The following is a 20,707-nucleotide window of genomic DNA, read 5'->3' as shown; positions in this document are numbered from 1 at the left end:
CGAACGCCGGGTCCGAGACTCAACCATATGGTCAATCGGTCGATCCGTCAGGCGGCCCGCCCCGTGTGGTGGGTGGGACCGTCAGGCGTCGGTCGGTGCAGATCGAGCCGCGTCGACGTGACGACGGATCTCCGGGAGGCTGTCGCCGCCGAACTTCTCGAGGAAGGCGTTCGCAAGCGTGTAGGCGACGGTGGCTTCTGCAACGGTGGAGGCCGCCGGGACGCTGGTGATGTCGCTCCGCTCGTACCGTGTGGGTTTCGGCTCTCGGGTCGCCGTATCGACGGAGTCCAGCGGCTTGATCAGCGTCGGGATCGGCTTCATATAGCCGCGAACGATGATCGGCATGCCGTTGGTCGTTCCGCCCTCGATGCCGCCGGCATGGTTGGTGCGGCGGGCATACTCGTCATCGCTGTCGAGGACGATCGGGTCGTGAACCTTCGATCCGGGCCGGGCGGCGTTCCGAAACCCGTCACCGACCTCCGCTGCCTTCTGCGCCTGGATCGAGCAGATCGCCTGAACGAGTTGGCCGTCCAGGCGTCGATCCCAGTGGACGTACGAACCGAGACCCGCCGGGACGCCCGAGACAATAACCTCGTACGCACCGCCGAGTGAGTCCTTCGCAGACTTTGCCTCTTCGATGTGCTCGATGCACCGCTCGGTCATGCCGGCATCCAGCATGCGCGTTTCGCTTTCGTCAGCGGCTTCGTAGACGGCTTTTGCTCCCCCTTCGCTCATCAATTCATTCCGCCGGTCGATCCACTCCCCCGGGTCGTCGTATCCGACCTCGCCGATGCGTACGACGTGGCTTCCGACGTGGATACCGAACGCGTTTAACAGTTGTCGAGCGACGGAGCAGCAGGCGACCCGCATCGCCGTTTCGCGGGCACTCGACCGATCGATGACAGGGCGAATGTCGTCAAACTCGTACTTCTGCATGCCGGCCAGGTCTGCATGGCCCGGTCGCGGCATCGTGACGCGCTCGACGCCGTTACCATCGCCGTGCACTGCCATTTTCTCCGGCCACCCGGCGCGGTCCTTCTCGTAGGCCCCATTGTCAATCCGAAAGGAGATCGGACTGCCGAGCGTTTCGGAGAAGCGAACGCCGGAATAGATGTGAACCTGATCGTTCTCGATCTTCGATCGACCGCCCCGCCCATACCCGAGCCAGCGACGGGCGAGATGTTCATTGATGGCATCGGCCGTGAGCGGAACTTTGGCCGGCATGCCTTCGACAATTCCGATGAGCGCTTCGCCGTGAGACTCGCCTGCGGTAAGGTAACGGATCATATACTGCGTAACGAAAGCGTGGGTATGGGGATGTTGTGAGCGCCGGCGACGTGCGTACGCCGATTCCGCCCGAAAGGGGCTCGAGTCTATGGGACTTCGTAAAAGGCGCTGGTGCCGCCGTGTCGAACGACGCGAACGATGGCCGGTCCCGGATCGCGGTCCACGACGCGAAGAAGCGCATCGGGACCGTCAACCCGTGCGTCGTTAACGTGCGTGATCACCGTATTCCGTGGCAAACCGGCGCGCGCAGCCCGGCCATCCCGGTCCACGTACGCCACATAGGCGCCGTCACGTACACCGAACATGTGCGCTTCCGGGGGGGCGACAGCCCGGACGCCGATCCCCCAGCCGGAGATGTCCTGAAGCTCCGGTACGTCGGGAAGCGGCCGGTCCGGAGTCTGACGGGGAGGCTCGGGCTGCACGTTCTGCGAGTCGAGTTCGCTCATCCAGTTGCGATACGCCGGATCGTCGCGCCCGAGGAGCCGAACCGTGTATTCGGACACCGCTCCCCGACGCCAGACCGTAACGTCGATGCGGTCGCCGGGGCGTTGCCGCGCCACCGCACTTTGAAGCTGGTTGGGAGCGTCGACCGGTTCGCTCTGAATTTCGAGGACGACGTCTCCCTCCTGCATCCCGGCCCGGTCGGCAGCGCCGTTGCGCCGCACGGACGAAACGTACACGCCCCGAATCGAGTCGAGTCCGATCTCGCGAGCTCGACGGTCCGTAATGCCTTCGATCGAGACGCCCATGAAACCGCGTCGGACCTCGCCGTACGCGATCAGGTCTTTCACCACGCGGTTCATGAGATTAGACGGGACGGCGAATCCGTACCCTTCGTAGGAGCCGGACTCCGTCGCTATTGCCGTGTTGATCCCAACCAGCTGTCCCTGCAAGTTCACCAGGGCACCACCGGAGTTGCCGGGATTAATCGCGGCATCCGTCTGGATGAAATCCTCGATGCGGAAGTCGGAGTCGATGATGTTGACCTGTCGCCCGAGGGCGCTCACGATGCCGGCCGTCACGGTTGACGTAAGGCGAAACGGGTTGCCGACAGCCACCACCCAGTCCCCCACCTCGACGCGATCGGAATTCCCAAGGGGAAGCGCGGGAAACGTGATGTCGGCATCAAGCTTCAGCACAGCCAAGTCCGTCGAGGTGTCCATTCCCACGACCGATGCGCCAAATTGCCGTTTGTCGGCGAGCGTGACTTCGATCTCCTTGGCTCGCTGAACGACGTGTTCGTTGGTGACCACGTACCCGCTCTCGCTGACGATCACACCACTTCCGACGCTTTGCCGCGGCGAGGGGTTGCGGAAGAAATCCCGCATCTCGCCGTCATAGCGGTGGTACTCATCATCCGGCGCGTCCGTCTGCACCTCGATGAATACGACAGCGGGCGTGACGCGCTCGGCTGCATCGCGAAACAGGCGGTTCAGGGCCGACGGTTGCGGCATGTCCGACGCCAGCTCCGCGTCCGAGGCCGCCGGGGACAGCGGGGGCTGCCCGCTCCCTAGCTGCACGCGATCGACCACCTGGGTGACCTGCTCGCGCGGCGCAGACTCCTCGGTCACGAGCATCAGCAGCACACCGGCAAGGAGACCGATCAGGACGAGGCCGATGCCACCGAGAAGGAAGGAGAGGCGTCGTGTGTCGAACATGGACGCAGAGCCGCGGGGACCCAGTGAGGGCGATGATACGCGATGGGGTTGTGTGCCCACCCCGAATGTGTCGTTTTGTTTCGCTTTCCGCCAGGAGCACGCCGGAGGCGCACCTGAACGACGACACCTTGCTTCAAGCCGCCGCAGCACCAACCCGTCCCCCCACGTGCACCCCGCTGGGCCGCCGCCAACCGCTGAAGCGGCCGCGCCAAACGAACGATGAACAGCGATTTCCGGATGTCAAGCCCCACTACGACCGGGCATTAGTCTGATAGGATGGCATCATCCTCGTATATAGTTAAAGCGCATATGCTCATGCGCCGTGCGGATGAATCCCGGTCGTTGAGCCGGCTCTCACCCGCGCATTCCCACGCTGTCCTTACCAGACGATCGATCCCATGAAACGCTCCCCGATTGCAGCCCCATTCTTCGCTCTGCTCCTCGTGAGCCTCATGATGCTCACCGCCTGCGACGCCAACACGCTAACCGGCCCCGAAACGTCCCCGCCCCCGAAGGTTGAGTCCACCTACACCGTAAGCAGCGATCCGCCGAAGACGGAGCCCGAGTCCGACCATAACACCGGATGTCCGGCCGGCGACCCGGAATGCAGCTAATCAACACGGTGTCTCAACCCGGACGCACGAGCGGCCCCGCCCGATGTCTCCCGGAGGCATCGGGCGGAGCTGTTTCCACCCGGCCTTCCCTTCCCGCCCCCCGGACACGGCGCTCCCGACCGACGCACGTCACCAGGAGCGATCTGCATGGTGTGGCCTCTCCCGAGATTCGATGACCCGCATCGCTGCGCCGCTCGACCGACCTTGAAATTCCGTAATCCGACGAGGTATTATCGAATCAACGACTGAATATGCATATACATTTGTCGGTTATCACCTCCGGCCTGCGTTCGAAATGTCCGTGCGTCGATCTACGAAAGGAAACGCGAAGCGGCCTCAGAATTCACAATGACGTTTGACGGTTCGTGGTGTGGTCCCCGTCCGGGCCTGAACTCCGGATACCGTTCCTCGTCCAAACAGGGTCGTGCCGATCCGCCGCTCACCTCCACGCTCCATGCGCGCAAGTTACTCCGACGGGTACTACGTGCCCCTCCCCGACGGCCACCCGTTCCCGATGGCCAAATTTCCCGCCCTACGAGACATTCTCGTTCGTGAGCGGCTGCTCCGGACGTCGGACCTCGTGGCCCCACGACAGGCGGACTGGTCGGACCTTCTCCGGGTGCATACCCGCGACTACCTGTCGGCCCTGGCGGAGGGTACCTTGACGCAGCAAGAGGAGCGACGCATGGGCCTGCCGTGGTCGGAGCGCCTTGTGTACCGGTCGCGCCTTGCCGTCCAGGGGACCATCAACGCCGCGTTCATGGCGCTACAGGACGGCGTCGCCGCCAACCTGGCCGGCGGTACCCATCACGCCATGCCGGATCACGGGGAAGGATTCTGCGTGCTGAACGACGTGGGCGTGGCCATCCGCGTCCTAAAAAGCGCCTGCTGGGTCCAGCGCACGCTGATCATCGATCTGGACGTGCATCAGGGAAATGGGAACGCGGCGTTTTTCGCAAATGACGCCTCCGTCTACACGTTCTCGATGCATGGAGCCAAGAATTACCCGTTTCGCAAGCCGGAATCCACGCTGGACGTTCCGCTTGATGACGAAACAGACGACGACACGTATCTCGAGACGCTTGCCTCCTACGTTCCGGCCGTCCTCGACGCGGCAAAGCCCGATCTCGTGTTTTATCTCGGCGGCATCGATGTCATGAAAGATGATCGGTACGGTCGCATGGCCCTTTCCCGGGACGGCCTGCACGCTCGCGACGGACTCGTCCTCGAGCATATTCGGGACCGCGACCTGCCGGTTGTCCTGCTTCTTTCAGGGGGCTATGCGGAGACGCCCCGGGCAACGGCCGATCTGCACGCAACGATGCACCGGGAAGCCGCCCGCGTATTCGGAAACGGGCGACGGTAGTCTCTCACCCGGGCTTGATGGCCATGGCGATGCGCGGACGACCGGCGAGGTCTTGCTCGACCTGTATGTTCGTCAGCCCCGCATCCCCGAATACGTCTGCCACGCCGCTCGCATAGTGCGCATGGGTCTCAACGATCAGGCGCCCACCCGGTGCGAGCATGCCGCCGGCGTGCCGGGCAAGCACGCGGTAAAATCGCAGCGCGTCCTCGCCGGAGAAGAGCGCGAGATGGGGGTCGTATTCTCGAACAGTGTCGGAGAGCGTTTCGGCCTCCTGCTCCGGGATGTAGGGCGGATTGGAGATAAGAAGATCGAACGGCCCCTGGCACCGCGCGGCAAAGTCGTCTGTCAGCATGTCCGCTCGCCGGAAATCCACGTCCAGGGCGAGCCGGCTGGCATTGGCGCGCGCAACGTCGAGGGCGGCGTCACTCACGTCGCACGCCATCACCTGCGCGTCCGGTCGCTCCGACTTGAGCGCGAGAGCGATGCACCCGCTTCCCGTTCCGGCGTCCAGAACCCGTGGCGCATCCACGGAACGCATCGCCTTGAGCGCGTACTCGACGACTTCCTCCGTCTCCGGGCGTGGCACGAGAACGTCGGGCGACACCCGAAGGCGGAGACCGAAGAACTCGTCGTAGCCGAGGATGTGCTGCAGCGGCTCTCCGTCCGCTCGCCGACGGATGGCATCAGTGAACTCATCCACGACATCCGGTTCCACTGGCTCTTCCGGGTAGCCGTACACGGAGGCGCGCGAGAGACCGGCGATGTCGCACAGCAACCAGATGGCGGTCCGTCGCGGCGCATCACGACCCGCACGACGCAAGGTCTCCGTTCCGTATGAAATGCACGACCGACGCGTCTGCGGCGGCGACGGCGCGCCGGTCGACACACCGGTGGAAGACGCCTCCTTCCCGCCCTCGTCGCTCGACCCTGCTGCGCTCGCACCCGAATCGCTACTGGATGGCTCCCCGTCGGATACAATCATCCCCGTGTCGTCATCATGGTGAAAATGGAGACGGACAACCCACGCACCTCCCGCGGTCGCGGCTGAATGAACCGGCCGAATCGGACCGTATGGGGTCGTTGCAGGGGTCACCGTCGGACGCGAAATCCCTCGAAGGCACCGTCCGGGTCGACGTAGTCTGCGCTGACATCATCTACTTTCGCCGAACGCGGTCCGTCTTGCACCGCGTCAAGGAGACGATCGAGGTCATCTTTTGGCCCTTCCGCTTCGAGGCGGACCGAGCCGTCCGGCTCGTTTCGTACCCATCCGGTCAGCCCGAGCTTGCGAGCCCGTGTCGTCGTGAAATGACGGAAGCCCACACCTTGCACGCGCCCCGTGATGCGAGCGGACAGGCGTTGTTCGGTCGTCCTGGCGTCGGTATCGGAGGTCATGAGCGTTCGAGGTCTGCCTTTCTCGAAAGATCGTGGCGCAATACACGTCGTACCCGATCGGGCGGCGATTTTTCCAGCGCACGAGGAACAGGATGCACGTCAGAGCAACGTATTTGTAACGCGCCGCAGTCCTGCGGCGATCGATTTGCCCATGCACTGCATCGGACGGCAGAACGACAAACGCCCCACCGGGAAGTCCGCGGTGAGGCGTGGTCGTACGTGCGTGGCGGGGCGGTTAGGACAACAGGTTTCGTGACGTTGCCCAGGCCCGGAAGCCGTCGACGAGTTGTTCAAACGAATCCAGGAGAAACAGCTCTTCCTGCAGGTGCCACACGTCATAGTCCTGCTCGGTGATGTGAGCCGGGTCGAATGGGTGCACCGTTACCTCGTCGGACAGGGCGTGGGTCACCTCGTCGTTCGATGACACGATACCGGCCCCGAAGATGCGGTTTTCCCCGTTCTCGCGGATCAGCCCGAACTCAACCGTGAACCAGTGAAACCGCTCAAGGCGCGGGCGATCGGCCCCCTCCGCATTCAACGCGGCCTGGCCAAAGAGCTGGTAGAAGTCCGCGAAGTCCGGCTGCGTCAGCATCGGCATATGGCCGAACATATCGTGGAAGCAGTCCGGCGCCGGCGTGTAGTCGATCTCGTCCCGTCCGCGCACGTAATTGGTCGACGGGAAGATGCGATCGGACAGCAGCTCGAAGAAGTTTTTCTCGTGGATCAAACCGGGGACTTTCGCCACCTCCCATCCAGTTGCATCGTTCAGGCGGCGGCTCAGGTTGGCAAGGCTCGGCACTCGATCCGCTTCGATCTGGAGAACGTCCTGTCCTTTCAGGTACGCCTCGCAGGCACGACCCGGCAACTGCTCCATCTGACGCTGCACGAGGATCCGCCACACGTCGTGGTCTTCATCCGGGTAATCCGGATACTCGATTTCGTCGCCGATGGGCGGGGTCTCGTCAAGCGTCTGCGGGATGCAGCGCGGGTCGACCTCTTCGTCGTCGGCCGCTTTCTCGTAGGCAGACCGTTCGTCCTCGGGCGTGGCGTCTACTGCGTGTTCGTCCATCATGGCGGAAGTCTTGAAGTGTGGATCGGAACGAGCGGCGGGATGGAGTGCGGACCGTGCTGAGACGGATGGTTCAGGCGGGATCGCACCTGCATCCAGGCTCCCGGCGACATCGGGGAACGCCAGGGGTTACACCGACCCGTACGTGGAAGCGGTTCCAAAGCTCGTCCACGCGTCGTTGTCGAGTGTAACGCTCACGTTGGATACGTATGAGTGAAGCCGGAATTTGATTCCTACCCGGGGTCGACGTAGCCCTTATCTCACCACCACGGATCCTCGGTTCCCGGCAGGTCGAGACGAATGATCCACGCGGTACCGACGTATCCGACGAAAGCGGCTCCGCCGATCGTTTTGACCGCCCGGGTCGGGTAGGCGCCATCACCCGCTACGTGTTCGACGAGCAGCATGAGCACGACGAACATCGTAGCGAAGACAATCGCACCGGCGAACACCAGCGGCCAGGTCCGAAAGGCGGAGCCGTCAAACATAGAGACGCAGGAACGAGTCGCTAGGCGGCAGCAGGTTCTTTTCCGGGCTTCCACTTGATGTTGCATCCCATCGACGGGTGCTGCTCCATCTCGATGGATCCGTTGTCAAGCAGTTCGTTCAGCGCCTGCCTCAGATCGCCCCCATGCGCCTTCCCTTTCTTCGGCCGCGTGTCGTCGAACCGACCGCGGTAGACGAGGTCTCGATCCTGGTCATACACGAAAAAGTCGGGCGTGCAGAGAGCACCGTATTCGCGCGCCACCTCCTGCGATTCGTCGTGCAGATACGGGAAGGGAAAGCCCTTCTCCTTTGCCCGCTCGGTCATTCGCTCGAACCCGTCTTCCGGATAGTTCTCGGCATCGTTCGAGCAGATGCCGATAAACTGAACCCCGCGCTCCTGATATTCACCGGCGACCGATGCCAGCGTGTCTTCGATGTGCTTAACGTACGGACAGTGATTGCACATGAAGATGATGACCACAGCTTCGGCGTCGTCGTAGTCCTCGAGTGCGCGAACGCGTCCGTGTAAATCATCCACTCCGGGGTTCGAAATCGGCAGTTCGAAAGACGGGGCCGGCGTACCAAGTTCGGCCATCATCGATTCAGTCAGAGACATGTCGACAGGCGACTCGTGAAAAAGAGTAATTGGTTGATATGCAGATGCTAATGACGCGTCGTCTGTGGGCGCGCGACGTCACGGCGACTCCCACGTCGGCGCACGACGGATCTGGTCAAAGGGTGAAACGACGGCCGAGGCGATGTTCGACAGATGCGAACTCACGCGACTGAGCAGGCGGGCGATCAGCGCAAGCACGATACCCTCGTTCGCGGTCAGACCGTCGTCATCCGCGAGGTCTTGCAGGTAGGTGGTGACGTCGTCCTTCATCTTCTCGTGCATCGACATCAGCTCCCGCGCGGCCTCCGCTTCCTCGTCGACGAAGCCGTCTCGGGCGTGTTCGAACATCACCAGGACCCGGTCGCGCATATCCCGAAGCGGCTCCACCTGAGGACCCATCCGCGGGCGATGCGATAGCTTGCCCGCCTTCACGATCGACTTTGCGAGATCGCCGATGCGTTCCGCTTCGTGCACAATGCTCACGAGCTTGAGGCTGAAGACCATCTCGCTCTTGGGGTCGAAGGTCAAATGCTCGAGGACCGCACGTCGGAGGTCCTGCTCGCACTCGTTGATTTCCTCATCGAGCTCGTGCAGTTCAACGTCCAGAATTTCATTTTCCAGAGCGAAGGCCGTTGCCGCCGCGAACATGTGGTTTCCGGTGTCCAGCATCCGCTGAACGTGGCCGAATGCTTCCGCTACGAGGGCGGGACGGTCGTCGGAGAAGAGGTCGAATAAACCCATGCGTCAATAAGGATTCTGAGCGCAACGTCCAGGGACGCTGGATGGGCTCGGGATAGGACCCGACGCTCCCGATCCATACGTCCCAACTAAGGGGTGAATGACGGGTTCGAACGCGGAGGTGATGTGTTTGTTACCACTCCGCGTCTTTCGCTTCAGTAGCGCCCTGCTCCAACGGGCCGGACCCGATCCGTCGCGCGAGGCCGCGAAGGAGTGCCTTCCGGCTCACGGTTTCGTCGCTGAAGAAATCGACCCGCGCCAGCTGCCCCCCGGCTGAGACGCGTGTTTCGACACGATCACCCGTCGTCGGACTACCGAGGACGGCCAGAAGAGTCGCTCGACGGGGAGCGGCGCCGCGCCGCTCCAGCATCGCCGCCGCCATGGTCTCGAGCTCCGGCGGCAATCCGAACGACTGCCACGCGGCGGGTTCGGCTGCCACGATACAAACGAGTAGTTTTGCGTCCTGCGCGGCTCGCTCGGCGTCAGATCGTTGATCGGCGGGTACGTCGGGGTGAAGAACGTGGAGTTCGGCGGCCGGGAGAACCTCCGCCAGAAGCGTCTCCATCGGCTGCACATCGGGCGTCGTTCCTCGCTCAAACCGCACCAGAACGACGCCGTCTCCTCTCCGAGACCAGAGCGTCTCACCCAGGTCCCGCTGCATCTTCGCGCCGCGGGCGGCCACGTCGAGGGCCGTCTCCCAGTGCGCGTCGCAACCGACCTGTTCCACACTCGATGGACAGCCTTCCTGACCGTCGGCTGCGAGCATCTGCATCTTCAATCGCCAGACCCGTTCGAAGGCATCGTGGAAACGTACCTCTGACAGTTGCCCGCTTTCGACGGCATCGACGAGTCCGTCGATGACGGCACGCGGCTCCTGCGGGTCGAGAAGGAGGTCCACCCCGGCTTCTACGAGCGCCGCGGCCCGGGCCCCGGGCCCTGCTGCGTCGTCCCGGATGCCTTCCATCAGCAGGCTGTCGGAGACGACGCACCCTGAGAACCCCATTTCATCGCGCAGGAGATCGCCGAGAATCGGCGCCGACGCGGTCGCGGGTCGACCGCTCGCGTCCAGCGACGGATAGGCCACATGCGCGGTCATGACGGTATCGACGCCTGCCTCGATCGCGCGGCGGAAGGGCAGCAGATCACTCTCGCGGAGACGGTCTTCCGGAAGATCCACGACGGGAAGCCGGTCGTGCGAATCGGTAACGGTTCGACCGTGACCGGGGAAGTGCTTGGCACAGGTCAGCATCCCCTCGGCGTTTGCGGTTCGGATGTACGTCTCGGCACATCGTGCGACCCGCTCCGGTGTCGATGCAAATGCGCGCGGACCGATGATCGGGTTTTCCTCGTGGAGGTGGACATCGACCACGGGAGCGAACGCCAGGTGAATGCCCGCCGCGCGCGCCTCCTGTGCGGTGATGCGTGCAAGGGACGCGACCGCGTCGTCCGAGTCCGGCGCGTGGCCGAGCGCCATGGCGTGCGGGAAGCGCGTTGCCCCGCGAACCTGCTGACCGAGCCCCCGCTCCAGGTCGGACGCGACGAGAAGCGGAATCGGACTTATTGCCTGTAGCCGGTCGAGCGTTCCTCGGAGATCCGGCCAGGTGCCCCGAAAAACGATGAGCCCACCGACCGGGCACTCCGTCAGAATCTCGGCCACGCGGGCCTCATCCGCCTCCGCGGACGTCGGCGGCGGCACGTTGGAGCCGAGGCGGATCATGAGCAGCTGAGCCGCACGCTCCCGGATGCTCGCTGGTCTCGTCATGCCGGCATACAGACCTGATTCGAAAACGAGGAGTACATACGGTCGTGGGGCATCGGTTCATTCCGATGCGATGTAGAGGTCGTTCGCCTCAATGTATCGCCGCACCGGTTCAGGGACAAAATAGCGGATCGACCGCCCCGCTTCCCTCCGTTGGCGAACCTCGGTCCCGGAAATTTCCATGACGGGGGCTGCTACGAACCGAACATGGTTGGCAAACCGCGGCGGCGCGACGGACTCTATGGGGCCCGGGCGCTTGTAAACAATAATCGGCACCCGCGAGGCAATCTCATCCGGCCGGTGCCAGCTCGCGAAGCTGTCGAGACTGTCACTGCCGATGATGAGGGCAAAGCGGACCGTTGGATGCTCCTCCTGCAGTGCGCGGACCGTATCGACCGTGTACGACACGCCGTCCCGTCGAATTTCGATGTCGGACACACGAAACGCGGGGTCGTCATCCGTGGCTGCGCGGGTCATCGCAAGTCGATGATGAGCCAGCGCCAGTTCGCGATCGGGCTTGTGGGGAGGCTGCGCATTGGGAATCCACCAGACCTCATCCATCGCGAACTGGTCCCGTACGACGTTGGCGATCACCTGATGGGCAACGTGGGGAGGGTTGAACGACCCGCCAAACAACCCGACGTCGATCGAAGGCGCAGAACGATGCGGAGCATCACCTTCACGGTCGCGCGGCGTGGCATCGGACGAAGCGGAATCGGGCATGAGACAGATCGATCGAACGTGACGGGAGGAGCTGACTGGCGATAAGCACCGGTCATCGGCAGATCGGGGCTCGCAAGAAATGAGGAAACGACGCCTCCGGTAGGAGACGCCGTTTTCCGTGGGCCATGGCACATCGGACGCGGCTACGCGCTTTCGGTGGCGTCCCCGTCGGCGATGGACTCACTCGACTCCTCCTGCTCCCGGAGCTGGTCGAGCTGTGCGCGGGCCCGTTCAAAGAGGCTCTGCGCCTGCCGCGTTTTATTGCTTTCGGGGAAGAGCTGCGTCAGCCGCTGGTAGTTGTCCACGGCCTTCTGGTATCGATCGTCCTGCTTCGACCGAACGCTGTTGTCGGCATAATCGACGTAGGAGCGAACCGCGCCGTAGAGTGCGTCGTCGGCCCAGTCCGTCTCGGGGTACTGGTCAAACAGGCTTTCGTAGGTTTTCGCCGCGGCCTCGTACATCTGTCGGCGCTCATAGAGCTCTGCAGCTTCAAACTTCTTGTGCGCCAGCTTCCCGCGAAGCTCGGCGATGTGCTCCTGAGCGGTGGCGACGAGTTCATGCTGGGGATAGCGCTCGATGAACAGCTGGTAGAGCTCGATCGCCTTCCGGGAGTCGCTCTGATCCAGCTGGTACATCGGAGATGACAGGTAATACATTCTGGCCCTGCGGTACTCGGCCACCGGGACGCGCTGGCTTCCGGCGTAGAGTTTTGCAAATCGCTGGTACTCCGCCGCGGCCAGCAAGTAACGACGCTGATTTTCGTACGCCTCGGCAATCCGAAACTGCGCGTCCTCTGCGTAATCATTGCCGCGCCCGTACTGGAATACGCCGCGAAAGAACTTCACGGCCGTCTGGTAATCCTCATTCCGAAATTCCAGCATTCCCTTCTCGTACGCCTCTTCGGCCGAGGAATATCGCAGGCGCTGGTTACCGGAGCAGGCCGTTAAGAGAATCAGCGCCGCCAGAGCGGCAACGAGCGGGAAGAAGCGAAAACGCATGAATACGAGCGGGTGTGAATCGGAAATCGATAGGGCCTCGCCGATGAGACATGGGTACACCGGGCCACCCCGATGATCCGGGAGCGGTACGAGGCGGGAAACTGCCTGTTCCTCCGTTTGGTGCTAACGCACCCGCCCCGGCACGTATTGTATGGAGATTCGTTTGCGAGCGGGCGGGCACCGCTACGAGTCAGTTGATCAACTCAATCTGTCCGTCGCGATATCGGTGGAAATACAGCGCCCGGTTCACATTCGATCCCGGCTGAAAGTCGATTCGAATGCCGAGGCCGTTGTATCGCGGGGGGGACCGCAGGGCGTCCGGCGACGGGCGGGTACGTCCCGCCTCAACGAACTGGAGCAGAAAGCGCGTGACGTCGTGGCCGGTGTAGGCCATGCGCTGCGCCGTCACCGACAGGTCGTCCGGCGTCTCTCCCGTCAGCATGCGGTACGACCGAATGAACGACTGCACACCATTGCGAGAGGTGTCGATGTAGAAGTCGTTCCCGTACGTCGCGCGGACCTTGCTCGCCTCCTGTTTGACGGAGAGATCGTGCCACTGCGAGTTTCCCAGGATGCGTATGTCCGTGCCGAAGCGTTGTAGCCCAACCATCGCGTCCTGGATCTTACCCTGCGCGTCCCGGCCCGTAATCGGCAGGTAGACTGCCTCAGCGGCCGCCCGCATCGAGTCGGTCACGGTGGAGTCAGCAGCGAACGCACCGGGAAGCCGAGACCAGTCACGGCGCGACTCCAGGTTCAAGGTGTAGGGCACGGAAAGACCGATCTGCCGGGCCTCCTCTCGAAAGCCGCTCGCAATCTGTCGGGCTGTCTCATCGGACGACTCGTGGATGATGCCGACGGACTTCATGAGGAGGCTTTCCGCCGCGAAGCGCGCCATCAGGCGGCCGCGCATCGGGATGGTCGGATTGGCCTGAAACACGAACTGCCTGCCTTCGGACACACTCTCTTCTGTCGCGAGGGGCGCGATCATCACCACCCGGTTCTGCTCCGCAACGCGTCCGGCCTCGCGGGCGAACTGGCTGTAGAGCGGGCCGACGATGACGTCCGCGCGGTCCAGACGGACGAGTGAATCCACGGCGGCACCGGCCGATTCGGGGTTCTCCCCGACACTGCGGAAGTACATTTTGGCGATGTACGAGGGCTGACCGACCTGCTCCGTGACGATCCGAATGGAGTCTACCTGGATCGTGTCGCGCGATGTAGCTATTGTCGTTGCGCCGTCAGCGGTCGCGAGGCTGTCCCCGTACAAATCGGCGGTGTCGAAGACGTCAACATCGTCGCTGCCCGACGTGCGAAGCTGCGGGGGAAGGACGTAGCGACGCCGCATCCCATTGTGCTCATCGACGGCCAGACGCATCCCGGTGAAGAAGGCCTGTGTGAGGTCGGCATCCCGGTCGCGCATCGGCAGCACGATGCCAACACGCAGGGTGTCGGCGCGGCGCCCGAACGTGCGCAGCCCTTCCTCGGCTTTGGTCTGGACGTCGATGGCCTCCTCCCGGTACGACGTTTCCGGGTAGCGATTCAGCAGCGTCTCGATCAGGTCAAGCGTTGCCCGGTAGTCACCCTGCCGGTAGCGGGCCTTGGCTGCCATCAGAAAGGCGGCCGTCGTCTTCCGGTTCAAAGGAAACTCGGTAATCGACCGAAACGATTCTGCTGCTTCTGCAAAGTCGCCGCTCTCAAAGGCCGCGCGGCCGTCCTCAAACGCCAGTTCCGCGCGCGGTAGGCGCGGGATCTCCTCCTGCGCATAGGCCGTGCCGGTGATGCACGCCGTCGTGACGAGGAGGATCATGAGAAGGAGACCGAACCGGGAGCCCGGACCGGCGCTCCGACGTGTGTTCGAGCCTGTTGTACGTCTTTCGTTCACGTTCAAACCGTCGCTCTTGGTCGATGCGGGAAGGCGCGATGGAGAGAGTGCGGGTCGTCGAGGTGCATCGCCCGCTGCCGGATCGGTCGTATCGGGTAGGCCCTTCGGCAAACGCCGGAGACGCTATTCCCACTCAATCGTGGCAGGCGGCTTCGACGTGATGTCGTACACCGACCGGTTGATGCCGGGCACCTCGTTCACGATCCGGTTGGCGACGTGCCCGAGGAACTCGTGCGGCAGGTGGGCCCAGTCCGCCGTCATTCCATCGACGCTCGTCACCGCACGGATGGCGACCACGTTTTCGTAGGTTCGTTCGTCGCCCATCACGCCGACGCTCTGTACGGGGAGCAGGACAGCGAAGGCCTGCCAGACCTCATCGTACAGGTCGTTCTCGCGGAGCTCGTTGATAAAGATGGCATCTGCCTCGCGGAGCAAGTCGAGGCGCTCGCGTGTAACGTCTCCAAGGATTCGAATCGCCAGGCCCGGGCCGGGGAACGGGTGACGCCCGACGATTTCTCCCGGGACATCGAGCAGACGCCCGATCTCGCGCACCTCGTCTTTGAACAGTTCGCGGAACGGCTCGATCAAGTCAAAATTCAGTTGCTCCGGAAGCCCGCCCACGTTGTGATGGGTCTTGATCGTGGCGGATGGTCCTTTGAAGGACACGCTTTCAATCACATCCGGATACAGCGTTCCCTGCGCCAGGAAGTCCGGGCGGTGGCCCAGTTCGTCGGCGATCTCGTCCGTCTGCGCCTCGAACACGTCGATGAAGGTATTGCCGATCAGGACGCGCTTTTCCTCCGGATCGATGACGCCGTCGAGTGCCTCGAGAAATCGATCGGTGGCGTCGATGGCGTGCAGGTCCATGTGAAAATGGCCGCGGAAGGTCGCCTGAACCTGCTCCCACTCTCCTTTTCGGAGTAGACCGTTGTTCACAAAAATGCAGTGGAGCTGGTCGCCGATCGCCCGGTGAATGAGCGCCGCGGCAACAGATGAATCCACACCCCCGGACAATCCCAGGATGACGTGACGGTCCCCGACCGTTTCACGGATGGCGGCCGTTCGTTCTTCGATGAATGAAGCCGGGGTCCAGTCGCCCTCGCACCCGCAGATCTTGTACGCAAAGTTTTCCAGGATCTGCCGCCCGAAGTCGGTGTGCACGACCTCCGGATGAAACTGAACACCGTAGTGGGGATCCTCGAGATTTCGGACAGCCGCCACGGGGGCGTTTTCCGTGTTTGCGATGATCTCGTACCCCTCCGGAAGGGCGGTCAGATGATCGCCGTGACTCATCCAGACGGTCGAGCCACTGGGGACGCCGGCAAACAGATCCGACACGCCGTCGGCATCAGGGAACTGAATTTCGGCCCGGCCGAACTCGCGGCGTTCTGCGCTCTCCACGTCGCCGCCCAGCAGGTGGGCCATGGCCTGCAGTCCGTAGCAGATCCCGAGGACGGGTACACGCGATCCGTCGTCCCGCGTAAGCGAAAGCAGGTTGCCGTCCAGTTGCGGCGCCTCGGCGTCATAGACCGAACACGGACCGCCCGAGAGAATGACGCCTTTGGGGTTCATCGCCTCCACCTCCTCGGTCGGAATCGTACAGGGATGGATCTCCGAATAAACGCCGGCCTCCCGCACCCGCCGGGCAATCAACTGGGTGTACTGGGAGCCAAAATCGAGGATGAGAATCGTCTCGTGCATGTACGAGGGGCGCTAAAGCGTTGGGACGTTGATGCGTTGATGCGTTGGGGCGATGATGCGTTGTCTGGGAATCTTCATCCCCTCACACCTCAACACTCACATCTCAGCCCTTAAACGGACGCTTCGTACGCTTCCGAATCCATGAGGTCGTCGACGTCGGACGGGTCGGCGAGTTTGATTTTCACCATCCATCCTTTTCCGTACGGCTCCTCGTTGACGCTCTCCGGAGCGATGTCCAGTTCCTCGTTGAACGAAACCAGGGTGCCAGCAACCGGCATGTACAGCTCCGAGACGGTCTTGACGGCTTCAACCGTGCCGAACACGTCGCCCTCGTCGAGTTCCGTTCCGTCCGGTTCGACTTCGACAAACACAATGTCTCCGAGCTCGCTCTGAGCGAAATCCGTGATGCCGATGGTTGCGGTTCCGTCGTCGTTCATCCGCAGCCACTCGTGGTCATCCGTGTAGTACAGGTCGTCGGGAAAAGTCATTCGGTGTGGTGGGTCGAAGAAGTCAGATGCGAAACGTGCGCGCCGGCCCGGTTCGTATTCCGACGGACCGGCGCGGGAGGCGAGAAGGCGCTTATGATTCGTCAGGCGGAGGCTCCATCTCGAAGTCTTCCAGGAAACGCGTAGTAAACTCTCCCGCCTGGAACCGCGGATCCTTCATCAACTGCTGGTGGAAGGGAATCGTTGTCTTGATCCCCTCAATCACAAACTCGTCGAGGGCGCGCTGCATCTTCTTGATCGCCCCCTCGCGCGTCTTGCCGCGCACGATCAGCTTGGCGATCATCGAGTCGTAGTTCGGCGGAATCATGTAGCTGGCGTAGGCATGCGTGTCAACACGGATGCCGTGTCCGCCCGGCTGATGAAACGCCGTGATGGTGCCGGGCGAGGGGCTGAACTTGCGATACGGATCCTCCGCGTTGATGCGGCACTCGATGGCGTGGCCGTCGATTGGGATCTTGCGGCTCGTTACAGTTTCCCCCATCGCGACTCGGATTTGATACTCGACGAGGTCGACGTCGGTGACCTCCTCGGTCACCGGGTGTTCGACCTGAATCCGGGTGTTCATTTCCATGAAATAGAAATTGTGATCGGCACCGACGAGAAACTCGATCGTGCCGGCCCCCTCGTAGTTCACCGCCTCGGCACCACGGATCGCTGCTGCTCCCATCTCTTCCCGCAGCTCTTCGTCGACGATTGGCGACGGCGCTTCCTCCACTAATTTCTGGTGACGCCGCTGAATCGAGCATTCTCGCTCCCCGAAGTGCATGACGCCGCCCTGGCCGTCGCCGAGCAATTGGATTTCGATGTGCCGCGGCTTTTCGACGACCTTTTCCAGGTACACGTCCGGGTTGCCGAATGCGCCTTCCGCCTCGGAGCGAGCGCTGTTGTACGCCTGCGCAAAGTTCTCCGGCTCGAAGACCATGCGCATTCCGCGCCCGCCTCCACCCGCAGACGCCTTGACCATCACCGGGTAGCCGATCTCTTTCGCCACCTCTTCTGCCTCGTCCAGGGAGTCGATGATACCGTCCGAGCCGGGGACCGTCGGGACACCGGCTTCTGCCATCGTCTGCTTCGCCAGCGACTTCTCTCCCATCATCCGAATGGTCTCGGGGGAGGGACCGATGAACTTGACGTCGTTGTCCCGGCAGATCTGGCTGAACTCCGCGTTTTCGGAGAGAAAGCCGTACCCCGGATGGATGGCGTCGGCTCCCGTCACCTCCGCCGCTGCGATGATGCGGTCCGGGCGAAGGTAACTCTCTCCGGATGGTGGCGGCCCGATGCAGACGGCCTCGTCAGCAAAACGGACGTGGAGGGCGTCGCGGTCGGCCGTCGAGTACACGGCGACCGTGCTAAGACCCATCTCGTGACACGTACGAATGATGCGGAGCGCGATTTCTCCGCGGTTGGCGATCAGGACTTTGTTGATCTCACTCACCGTGATGTGGATATCCGTGGGGCAACGTCAACGAAGCCGAAGGACCGGAACGTCGCCACATCACGCAGTGCGCAACGCGGGCGCTCGGACATCCGGCAGGGATGCGGAGGGCCCCGGTCGCGCGTCGCGTCGACGGCGAGCCGCGGGCCGGGGTGCGGAGACTACTTCTCGATGACGAACAGCGGCTGGTCGAACTCGACCGGCTCGGCGTCTTCCACCAGAATCTCCTTCACCGTTCCGGAGGTCTCGCACTCGATTTCGTTCATCAGCTTCATCGCCTCGATAATGCAGAGCACGTCGCCCTCCCCGACGCTGTCGCCCACCTCCACGTAGGGGTCGGAATCGGGCGAAGGACGACGGTAGAAGGTACCGACGATCGGGGCGCGCACGAGCTCCTCGTTTGCACCGCTGCCGGCCTCAGGGGTCTCCTCATCGCCGGAGGCGCCGCCCGATGCCGGAGCACTGCTCTCCTGTGCGGCAGGCGCGGGGGACGGCGCAGAGGGACTCCCGCCTCCCTGCATGCTTCCTCCCTGAGGCGCTCCGCCCTGCTGAGGCGGCGGCGCCGGTTGTCCTCCCTGAAATCCGCCCTGCTGCGGGGCGTACTGCGGCGGACCATACGGCATCGCATACTGCGACGGCTGCATGATCACCTGGGGAGAATTCTGCCGGATCGTGAGCTTGAAGTCGTCTTCTTCGATCTCAATCTCCGACACGCCGCTGTCGGCCACGATCGAAAGCAGTTGCTTAATCTTGTCTAGCTTCATGCGTCTATTAGGTATGAAGAAAGATCGGCACGGCTGCAAAACGGTACTGCACCGGCCCGGACGACCGGGATCGTGACGGTACTAAAGCGCATTCGGCGCCGTCGACACGCGGGTTTCGTACTCGCCGGTCTGCGTACTGACGCGCACCACGTCGCCCTCGTTGATAAAGAGCGGGACGTCGACCGTCGCCCCACTTTCGAGCGTGGCCGGCTTCGACCCGCCCTGTGCGGTATCTCCTTTCACGCCCGGCGTCGTGTCGGTTACTTCGAGCTCGACCTTCTGCGGGATATCCATCCGCATCGGCTCGTTCGTGTCCGCGCGAAAAAGGATGTCTACGTCGCCACCTTCCTTGATGTACTCCATGCCGTCGACCTGTTCCGGCGGCATCGAAAACTGCTCGTAGTTCTCGGTATTCATGAAGTGAAGGCCGTAGTCGTCCTCGTAGAGATACTGGTGCGGTCGTTTCTCCACGCGCACCTCCTCCACTTTGGCCCCTGCACGGAAGGTGTTGTCGAGCTCTCGACCATCCTTCACGTTCTTGAGACGCGTTCGGACGAAGGCTCCACCCTTACCGGGCTTCACATGCTGAAAGTCAATCATCTCCCAGATGTCATCTTTCCAGATGATCATCAGGCCATTTCGGAAATCACTCGTGCTTACCATCTTGCGTCGGGGTGAATCGTGATGCGCGTCGGTCGAAAAAGACGATGGTGCCGGACGCGGGCTGCGGCACGATCCGGTCGGGGACGTGCGCAACAGCAAACCGTATGCGATCGGTTCATGCGAGCCCGCGGGGGGACGAACCGGTGCTTCAGGTGTCAGGCATCGGTCCATCGGACCGAGCCCCTTCACGCCGCGTGTCGGCGACAGTGTGCCAATATACCGTGGGGCTGTCGAGGGTGTCAACGCCGGGGCCGGTCATACGCCCGCGAGAACCTGTGAATCCGGGATTTTCCCAGACTCAGCCGATCTCGCCCCCTCCCGGGGTCGGCATGTCATAAACAATTCACGCGGGTCTTGCCGTCCGGGAGAGGGAACCGCCGGTTATCGATACGGCTGGTCTTTCTGCAGCACGCCCATCAGGTCATCCACACCGACCGGACCGTGGCGGTACAGGAGCGGCTCCCCGAAGGTAGCACCGACCTTGTACCCGTAGGTTCGCGCCCGGCCCTCGATCCACTCGAAGAAGGTGGGATTCGAGATGAACGTTTCCGGCTCGTCCTCCCCGGGATCGTAGTCGGGATTGAAAAACTGAGACTGGAAGGCCTGAAGGGCTTCGATGCGCTGATCCCAGACGTCACTTACGTCGACCACGAACGTCGGGGCGAACTCAATCGCCTGCATGTAATGCAGCACGTGCGCCGGACGCCAAGGCTCTTGCGGCTGTCCATCGGGACCGGTCGTCTCGACCATCCGGAGGCCGGCGTAATACATCGCGTCAATAGAAAGCCGGGCCGCAGCGCCGTGGTCGGGGTGGCGGCACTCCAGGCTGTTGATAAGCACGACACGCGGACGGTACTGCCGAATGACTTCAACCACCGCGCGCTGGTTCGGCTTCGTGTTGGCGATGTCGCCGTCTGGCAGACCCAGGTTTTGCCGCGCAGACAGCCCCATGATGTCGGCCGCGCGCCTGGCTTCTTTCATCCGACCTTCCGGCGTGCCCCGAGACCCGAGTTCGCCACGCGTGAAGTCGACGACCCCGACCCGGTGCCC

Annotated in this window: 20 protein-coding genes; 2 read left to right on the top strand and 18 right to left on the bottom strand. The window is 62.8% G+C overall.

Annotated features, from left to right (window positions below):
* Positions 1-81 precede the first annotated feature (81 nt).
* Positions 82-1,287 carry a chorismate synthase gene (gene aroC / locus ACFCU0_RS00535; protein WP_434971698.1) on the bottom strand — a complete coding sequence of 402 codons (1,206 nt, stop codon included), beginning with the start codon at positions 1,285-1,287 and terminating at the stop codon, positions 82-84.
* An 86-nt stretch (positions 1,288-1,373) separates the two neighbouring features.
* A complete protein-coding gene (locus ACFCU0_RS00530; RefSeq protein ID WP_434971697.1) occupies positions 1,374-2,945 on the bottom strand; it encodes a trypsin-like peptidase domain-containing protein in 1,572 nt (523 codons plus the stop codon).
* Between the two features lie 398 nt (positions 2,946-3,343).
* On the opposite strand from ACFCU0_RS00530, the gene ACFCU0_RS00525 reads away from it, so the two are divergent.
* Together ACFCU0_RS00525 and ACFCU0_RS00520 are read left to right on the top strand one after the other, a co-directional pair.
* Positions 3,344-3,559 (top strand): hypothetical protein, encoded by a 216-nt coding sequence (locus ACFCU0_RS00525; protein ID WP_434971696.1) that lies wholly within the window; start codon positions 3,344-3,346, stop codon positions 3,557-3,559.
* A 454-nt stretch (positions 3,560-4,013) separates the two neighbouring features.
* Positions 4,014-4,925 carry a histone deacetylase family protein gene (locus ACFCU0_RS00520; protein ID WP_434971695.1) on the top strand — a complete coding sequence of 304 codons (912 nt, stop codon included), beginning with the start codon at positions 4,014-4,016 and terminating at the stop codon, positions 4,923-4,925.
* 4 nt (positions 4,926-4,929) lie between these two features.
* Here ACFCU0_RS00520 and prmC read toward each other — a convergent pair whose 3' ends face one another.
* The 16 genes from prmC to bshB1 all read right to left on the bottom strand — a co-directional run.
* On the bottom strand, positions 4,930-5,907 hold the full coding sequence (gene prmC / locus ACFCU0_RS00515; protein ID WP_434971694.1) for a peptide chain release factor N(5)-glutamine methyltransferase: 978 nt from the start codon (positions 5,905-5,907) through the stop codon (positions 4,930-4,932).
* 107 nt (positions 5,908-6,014) lie between these two features.
* A complete protein-coding gene (locus ACFCU0_RS00510) occupies positions 6,015-6,317 on the bottom strand; it encodes an acylphosphatase (RefSeq protein ID WP_434971693.1) in 303 nt (100 codons plus the stop codon).
* A 235-nt stretch (positions 6,318-6,552) separates the two neighbouring features.
* Positions 6,553-7,389, bottom strand: coding sequence for a phenylalanine 4-monooxygenase (locus ACFCU0_RS00505; protein WP_434971692.1), 837 nt, complete (start codon positions 7,387-7,389; stop codon positions 6,553-6,555).
* Between the two features lie 257 nt (positions 7,390-7,646).
* Positions 7,647-7,874: an ABC transporter permease gene (locus tag ACFCU0_RS00500; RefSeq protein WP_434971691.1), complete on the bottom strand. Its 228-nt coding sequence runs from the start codon at positions 7,872-7,874 to the stop codon at positions 7,647-7,649.
* A gap of 20 nt (positions 7,875-7,894) precedes the next feature.
* A complete protein-coding gene (locus ACFCU0_RS00495) occupies positions 7,895-8,488 on the bottom strand; it encodes a thioredoxin family protein (RefSeq protein ID WP_434971690.1) in 594 nt (197 codons plus the stop codon).
* Between the two features lie 78 nt (positions 8,489-8,566).
* Positions 8,567-9,229, bottom strand: coding sequence for a PhoU domain-containing protein (locus tag ACFCU0_RS00490; protein ID WP_434971689.1), 663 nt, complete (start codon positions 9,227-9,229; stop codon positions 8,567-8,569).
* A gap of 130 nt (positions 9,230-9,359) precedes the next feature.
* The gene (locus tag ACFCU0_RS00485; RefSeq protein WP_434971688.1) at positions 9,360-10,988 is read right to left on the bottom strand and encodes a glycoside hydrolase family 3 protein; all 1,629 of its coding nucleotides are present in this window, start codon (positions 10,986-10,988) and stop codon (positions 9,360-9,362) included.
* Positions 10,989-11,045: 57 nt separating this feature from the next.
* Positions 11,046-11,633 carry a nicotinate (nicotinamide) nucleotide adenylyltransferase gene (gene nadD / locus ACFCU0_RS00480; RefSeq protein WP_434971735.1) on the bottom strand — a complete coding sequence of 196 codons (588 nt, stop codon included), beginning with the start codon at positions 11,631-11,633 and terminating at the stop codon, positions 11,046-11,048.
* A 218-nt stretch (positions 11,634-11,851) separates the two neighbouring features.
* Positions 11,852-12,706, bottom strand: a complete 855-nt coding sequence (locus ACFCU0_RS00475) for an outer membrane protein assembly factor BamD (protein ID WP_434971687.1) — start codon at positions 12,704-12,706, stop codon at positions 11,852-11,854.
* A 190-nt stretch (positions 12,707-12,896) separates the two neighbouring features.
* On the bottom strand, positions 12,897-14,513 hold the full coding sequence (locus ACFCU0_RS00470; RefSeq protein ID WP_434971686.1) for an ABC transporter substrate-binding protein: 1,617 nt from the start codon (positions 14,511-14,513) through the stop codon (positions 12,897-12,899).
* Positions 14,514-14,711: 198 nt separating this feature from the next.
* Positions 14,712-16,289 (bottom strand): glutamine-hydrolyzing GMP synthase, encoded by a 1,578-nt coding sequence (guaA, locus tag ACFCU0_RS00465; RefSeq protein ID WP_434971685.1) that lies wholly within the window; start codon positions 16,287-16,289, stop codon positions 14,712-14,714.
* A gap of 110 nt (positions 16,290-16,399) precedes the next feature.
* Positions 16,400-16,777 carry a glycine cleavage system protein GcvH gene (gene gcvH / locus ACFCU0_RS00460; RefSeq protein ID WP_434971684.1) on the bottom strand — a complete coding sequence of 126 codons (378 nt, stop codon included), beginning with the start codon at positions 16,775-16,777 and terminating at the stop codon, positions 16,400-16,402.
* Between the two features lie 91 nt (positions 16,778-16,868).
* Positions 16,869-18,230 carry an acetyl-CoA carboxylase biotin carboxylase subunit gene (gene accC, locus ACFCU0_RS00455; RefSeq protein ID WP_434971683.1) on the bottom strand — a complete coding sequence of 454 codons (1,362 nt, stop codon included), beginning with the start codon at positions 18,228-18,230 and terminating at the stop codon, positions 16,869-16,871.
* Positions 18,231-18,391: 161 nt separating this feature from the next.
* Complete coding sequence (gene accB, locus ACFCU0_RS00450; protein WP_434971682.1) at positions 18,392-18,994, bottom strand: acetyl-CoA carboxylase biotin carboxyl carrier protein; 603 nt, start codon at positions 18,992-18,994, stop codon at positions 18,392-18,394.
* Positions 18,995-19,075: 81 nt separating this feature from the next.
* The gene (gene efp / locus ACFCU0_RS00445; RefSeq protein WP_434971681.1) at positions 19,076-19,657 is read right to left on the bottom strand and encodes an elongation factor P; all 582 of its coding nucleotides are present in this window, start codon (positions 19,655-19,657) and stop codon (positions 19,076-19,078) included.
* 381 nt (positions 19,658-20,038) lie between these two features.
* Positions 20,039-20,707, bottom strand: a 669-nt coding sequence (gene bshB1, locus ACFCU0_RS00440; protein WP_434971680.1) for a bacillithiol biosynthesis deacetylase BshB1, incomplete at its 5' end; no start/stop codon positions are given.

The sequence above is a fragment of the Longibacter sp. genome, from assembly GCF_051155795.1.
GTDB lineage: Bacteria > Bacteroidota > Rhodothermia > Rhodothermales > Salinibacteraceae > Longibacter.
Note: the sequence above shows the minus strand (reverse complement) of the source record. Positions and strands in the feature narration are given on the sequence as shown.